At 63.5% G+C, this 5,824-nt stretch carries 7 protein-coding genes; 5 read left to right on the top strand and 2 right to left on the bottom strand.

The features are described from left to right. Together AC1DUU_RS21105 and maiA are read left to right on the top strand one after the other, a co-directional pair. On the top strand, positions 1 to 376 hold a 376-nt coding region (locus tag AC1DUU_RS21105; RefSeq protein ID WP_476785352.1), incomplete at its 5' end, for a hypothetical protein. A gap of 11 nt (positions 377 to 387) precedes the next feature. Next, positions 388 to 1,029, top strand: coding sequence for a maleylacetoacetate isomerase (gene maiA, locus AC1DUU_RS21100; protein ID WP_476785351.1), 642 nt, complete (start codon positions 388 to 390; stop codon positions 1,027 to 1,029). 23 nt (positions 1,030 to 1,052) lie between these two features. Here maiA and AC1DUU_RS21095 read toward each other — a convergent pair whose 3' ends face one another. After that, on the bottom strand, positions 1,053 to 2,300 hold the full coding sequence (locus AC1DUU_RS21095; protein WP_476785350.1) for a flavin-dependent oxidoreductase: 1,248 nt from the start codon (positions 2,298 to 2,300) through the stop codon (positions 1,053 to 1,055). 78 nt (positions 2,301 to 2,378) lie between these two features. Beyond that, complete coding sequence (locus AC1DUU_RS21090; RefSeq protein ID WP_476785349.1) at positions 2,379 to 3,275, bottom strand: LysR substrate-binding domain-containing protein; 897 nt, start codon at positions 3,273 to 3,275, stop codon at positions 2,379 to 2,381. Positions 3,276 to 3,427: 152 nt separating this feature from the next. Here AC1DUU_RS21090 and AC1DUU_RS21085 point away from each other — a divergent pair, with 152 nt between their 5' ends. The 3 genes from AC1DUU_RS21085 to AC1DUU_RS21075 all read left to right on the top strand — a co-directional run. After that, positions 3,428 to 4,396, top strand: coding sequence for a bile acid:sodium symporter family protein (locus AC1DUU_RS21085; RefSeq protein WP_476785353.1), 969 nt, complete (start codon positions 3,428 to 3,430; stop codon positions 4,394 to 4,396). A gap of 482 nt (positions 4,397 to 4,878) precedes the next feature. After that, entirely contained in the window at positions 4,879 to 5,121 is a 243-nt protein-coding gene (locus AC1DUU_RS21080; protein WP_476785348.1) for a hypothetical protein, read from the top strand. Positions 5,122 to 5,393: 272 nt separating this feature from the next. Then, positions 5,394 to 5,824, top strand: a 431-nt coding sequence (locus tag AC1DUU_RS21075; RefSeq protein WP_476785347.1) for a hypothetical protein, incomplete at its 3' end; no start/stop codon positions are given.

Below are 5,824 nucleotides of genomic sequence, written 5' to 3'. Positions count from 1 at the left end.
GAGCACCATGGCGCAGGAACCGCTGGCCACGAAAGGCAACTTCCTCCACATCTACGACTTCCGCGTCGAGGCCGGGCGCGAGGAGGAATTCGTCCAACTGTTCGAGGAATTCGACTACTCGGACGGCAACCCGATGCACAAGTCCTGGGCCCAGGTGAAGGACGGCGTCTTGTGCCGCGATACCGAGGATCCGCAGCGCTTCTTCCTCATCGCCGAGTGGTCCGACATCGTCGAGCACGCCAAGATCCGCAAGGTGCTGGCCGAGGAAATCAAGCCGGCCTTCGTCGGCCTGATCGAGGGCCGCAAGTTCGTACCAAAATATGTCGAGGTCGTTTCGTCGACGCCCGACGAGATCCTCAACGCCGCGTCACACTGACTGCTGAAGCGATGCGCACGCTCTACACCTTCTTCAGGTCGTCGACCTCGTATCGGCTGCGCATCGCGCTCGCGCTCAAAGGGCTCGACTACGAGCCCCGCTTCATCAGCCTGCCCAGGATGGACCACCGCACCGCCGACTACATGGCGCTCAACCCGCAAGGGCTGGTGCCGACGCTCGTCGAGGACGGCAATATCTTCGCCCAAAGCCTCGCCATGCTCGAATATCTCGACGAGACCCATCCCGAGCCGCCGCTCTTACCCACTGACCCCGCCGGTCGTGCCTATGTCAGGGGCCTCGCCCAGATCATCGGCTGCGACATCCACCCGCTCAACAATGTGCGCGTTCTGAAATACCTGAAGTCGCGCTGGCAGCTTTCCGACGACGACACCAACGAATGGTACCGCCACTGGATCGAGGAGGGGTTCCGCTCGTTCGAGGAGACGCTTGCTGCATCCGGCCTCTCAGGCAGCTATTGCCTCGGCGACATCGTCACCATCGCCGACATCTGCCTGGTGCCGCAGGTGGCCAATGCCCGGCGCTTCCTTTGCGATCTGGCCGCCTTTCCCCTGTCGATCGCCATCGCCGACCGCGCCGCCGCCCTGCCGGCATTTGAGGCGGCGCATCCAAATTTGCAGGCCGACGCGTTCTGAAGCGAATACGTCGGCAATACCCCTCACGCCGTTCGCCGCTCGGCCACCGTCGCCTTGTCATAGCCGGCGACCTTCTTGTAGGTGTTTGACAGCGCCGCCAGCTCGTCCTGCGTGATGACGTCGTCAAGCCGAGCGAACGGCCGGTCACCCGTTCGCTCGTAGACCTCCTTGAGAATGACGTCGGGCGGGGTGGTGCGGTTGGTGCGCACGACGGTCGCCGTCGCCTGCAGCCGCTTGTCCTCGTAGGCCTTGAGCACGCCAGCGACGTCGCCGCCCGATGCGAAGCTGTCGGCCAGCGCACGCGCGTCGAGGATCGCCTGGCCAGCGCCGTTCGAACCGCGCGGATACATTGGGTGCGCGGCGTCGCCGAGCAGTGTGAGGCGGCCAAAGCTCCAGCGAGCAAGCGGGTCCTTGTCGACCATCGGGTATTCGAGGATCGCCTCAGTGCCGCGGATCAGCCCCGGCACGTCGAGAAAATCGAATTTCCAGTCGGCGAAGGCATGGATGAAGTCGTCGAGCCGGCCGCGGCGGTTCCAGTCCTGCTGGTGGTAATGCGGTGTCTCGATCTCGGCGACCCAGTTGATCAGCTGGCCGCCTTCGGCATCGAGCTTGTTGCGGATGGGATAGATGACCATCTTGCCATGCGTGAGCCAGCCGGCGCGGACATAGCTCGCGCCGCCGAGATAGGGTTTCCACCAGGTCGTGCCGCGCCACATGTTGACGCCGGAATAGATCGGGCCGACGTCGTCGGGCACGAGCTTCAGGCGCACGACTGAGTGGATGCCGTCGCAGCCGACGATCGCCGCACCACGCTGAATGGGCCGGTCCTCGCCGGTGCGGCCGTCGACGAAACGGGCAATCGCGGCATCCGCCGTCTGCTCGACATCGATGCATTTCCAGCCGGTGACGACGCAGTCCGGCCCGGCCCGCTCGACGAGTGCTGCGTAGAGGATCTGCTGCAGGTCGCCGCGATGGATCTGGAACTGCGGATAATCATAGCCGGCAAAAGTGCCAACCGGCTCCTTGTAGACTAGCTGGCCGAAGCGGTTGAAGAAGCAGGATTCGCGCGCCGTGACCGCGACCTCGGCGAGTGCTGCCTGCAGGCCGAGCTCAGTGAGCTCGCGGCTGGCATGCGGCAGGATTGAGATGCCGACGCCGATCGGCCGGATCTCCTGGGCGCTTTCGTAGACACGAAAAGGAATGCCTGCCTTGAAAAGCATCAGGGCCAGCGTCAGCCCGCCGATGCCCGCGCCGATGATCATCACGTCCATGTGGCTCCCCGATCAATTTAAGCAGTATACTGACTAATACCCCGTTCGAAACGCGTCGACGCCGCCTGCACCGGCCGGCTAGACCGCTTCGCGGAACGGCAGTTCGAATTCCTGGCGCGCGTTGCGGTCGAGGATTTCCTTGGCAAGTGCGGCGGCCACGCCGGTCGGCTCGTTGGCGGCACTGGTCAGGATGAACTCGACCTCCTCGAGCTGCGGCAGCTGCGGGCTGGTCGGCAGCACCATCAGCCCCGACGACACCATGCTGCGCGGCTGCACCATGATGCCGAGCCCTGCGCGAGCGGCTGCCTGAAGCCCGCTCAGGCTGCCGCTGGTGCAGACGATGCGCCAGGGGATGCCCATGCGGTCGAGCGCCTCAATCGCCGCGACACGGGTGATGCCCGGACGCGAAAACAGGATCAGCGGCAATGGCTTGCCAGCCTCGACGACCGATGGGTCGCGCGCCGCCCAGACCAGCCGTTCGGTGCGCACGGCAACGCCGCTGCGCGCCTCACGCTGCTGGTTGAGACCGACGCGGCGCTTGGCGATGACGAGGTCGAGCGCGCCCTCGTCGAGCAGGTCGAACAGTGTGCTCGACAGCGCCACCGTCAGCTCGAGTTCGACGGAAGGATGGCGCTCGGTGAATTTGTGCAGCACGTCGGCCAGCCGGGTGGTGACGAAATCCTCCGACGCGCCAAAGCGGATGCGGCCGGTCAGCCTGGCCCCCTGCAAGTAGCTGCGGGCACGTTCATTGGCGTCGAGGATCGAACGGGCAAAGCCGAGCATTGCCTCGCCGTCGGGCGTCAGCATCACCGAATGGGTGTCGCGAACCAGAAGCCGCCGGCCGACGCTGACCTCGAGCCGCCTGATGTGCTGGCTGACCGTCGACTGGCCGAGCCGGAGATGCACTGCCGCCCCGGTGAAACTGCGCGAACCGGCAACCGCTACGAAGGTCTGGAGGAGTATAGGATCGAACATGATCCCTCCCTGTGTTCACGAAACGAAATGAGCATCATTCCTGTATGCGCCATTCACAATGCCATTGGCATTTGGCATACTGTATACAAAATTAGCCCATTGCCAAGGGATCCCACGCCTTGTTCGCACGTTTTCGTCCCGACACCTTCATCATGCTGATGGTCGCCTGCATCGCGCTGGCGTCGCTACTGCCGGCACGGGGCAGTTTCGCCGGCCATTTCGGCACCGCGACCAACATTGCCATCGCGCTGTTGTTCTTCCTCCACGGCGCGCGGCTGTCGCGGGCAACAGTCATCGCCGGCATGACGCATTGGCGACTGCACCTTTTGGTGTTTTCGACCACCTTCGTGCTGTTCCCGATAATAGGGCTGGCACTCGGCCTCTTGGTACCGACGGTGCTGCCGGCAGCACTTTATGCCGGCGTGCTGTTCCTGTGCGTGCTGCCGTCGACGGTGCAATCGTCCATCGCCTTCACCGCACTTGCCGGCGGCAACGTGCCGGCCGCCGTGTGCTCGGCCTCGGCCTCCAACATCATCGGCATGTTCCTGACCCCGCTGCTCGTCGGGCTGTTGTTCGCCAAGACCGGAGGCGGCGGCGTGTCGCTGTCAGCGATCGAAGGCATCATGCTGCAGCTTTTGGCGCCCTTCATCGCCGGCCAGCTCGTACAGCCCTGGCTTGCTGGCTGGCTGGGCCGGCACAAATGGCTGGTGACGGTCGTCGACCGCGGCTCGATCCTGATGGTGATCTACCTCGCCTTCTCCAAGACGATGGTCGCAGGCCTCTGGCAGCAGCTGCCCCTGCAGTCACTCGTGGTGCTGCTGCTGATCGCCGCCTTCCTTTTGTCGACGGCGCTGGCAACCACCATCTTCGCCAGCCGGTTCCTCGGCTTTTCCAGACAGGACGAGATCACTGTCGCCTTCTGCGGCTCGCACAAGAGCCTCGCCTCAGGCGTGCCGATGGCCAACGTCATCTTCGCCGGCCAGGAGATAGGTGCCATAGTGCTGCCACTGATGCTCTATCACCAGATGCAGTTGATGGTCTGCGCCTGGATGGCGCGACGCTACGCCGAACGCGCCGCCGAGCTTGCGCCCGTGACCGAGCCGCAAGGCGCCGCACAATAGCCGCACGCAAGTAGCTTTGGCACTCAGTCAGTGCGCAGAGGTCGCAGATCTGGCCGATGGCACTCAAGACTGTGTCGATGGTTCGGGCGGCTTTGTTGCAACAGCACCTTGAGCTTGGCTAGGGCCAGCGGCTTTGCGATGCTTGCGCCTGGCGTCGATCGCGTTTCGTTTGATCCTAAGCCTGACGCAATCGGCGTCGTTTGAAGCCTTGAACTCCACTCCCTAACGACGCCGGCTCCCATGATTGTTGGCAAGCTGATCGGTGGTCGATTGCCGGACATGCTACCGCAAGGCCGGCCTTCCGGAGTGACGCGCCGGCGTCCGGCGCCGAGCAGCATGACTGCACGTCTCATCTTGATGACTGAACGTCCCAATGTGCCCGGCAACCTCGTTCGAAGTAGTGACACCATGAGCGACATGGCGGACAAGTATTTCTGGTTTTGGACTCAAGTCTTCTAGCTGGCCATGAGGGGCTGGCAAGAATGAACAATGGGGCGAGCACCTGGAAGGGCGCGGATATGCCAGAAACAGTTCAGATGCAGCAGATTGGCGAAGCAGAGCACCCCGCTCACTGGCAGTCATCGTATCTGGGCCGGGCACTCAGCAAGGCATGGGTCCGCGTTACGTTCGCCGGCCCGCGCGACCAACAGCCGGACGGTCTGGAAGCGTTCGACATGCTCGGCGGCTGGAAAGGCTCCGACGTCAGGCGGCGCGACATCAGCTAGCACCTCGCCAGTCGACTTGCCGGCAACGGCAGGCGGCAAACAAAAACTCCATTGATCAGGAGCGGCCGACCTGGCGCCGTATTTCTTCGCGGCATTCAGGGCTCCGCAGATTGTCACCGGTGCCCTCAGGTCGTCGGACACGTTGGTCGCCACCGAAACCGGCCCTGATCTCCATTTCGACCCATCCGCGACGCTCAGCCTCCTCCACAGCGGCCAGATTGTAGCCGACCCCAGCAACACGGCTTCAAGGCCAGCTTCAACGTGAGATTCTCATGCGCATCAGCCCATTGTCCCGTCCGACGACAAACCCTGCCGACGAAGCTTCCTTTGAGCGTCCGTCCCGTTTCGGGCGTCTGCTACTCCAGACATTGCGGGGTTCGACGATGCTGTGTGGGTTCGTCTCCGCCGGTGTTCATTCTGTGTTGGCAGTAACGACTTTGGGTTTGGCTGCGCAACCGGCTCTGGCGCAATGTTCTCCCACGGTGGGCGGCTTCGCGTGCTCCGGAGCCAATACGACCGGGCAAGACATAGATGCCGACGATGCCGCTGTCGTTACGACCCCTGGCTTCAGCGTCGACACGACGGCGTCGGGTGGGCACGCCCTTTACATCCAGGGGCTCGGCCATGTCAGCTACATCGACGTCAATGCGGCGACCCTCACGGCGGGCTCGGGTCAAATTGGTCTGAATATCCAGGCGAATGG

This window comes from Aminobacter sp. P4_H6_2 (genome assembly GCF_056400805.1).
This window is presented reverse-complemented; position numbering and strand designations above follow the sequence as displayed.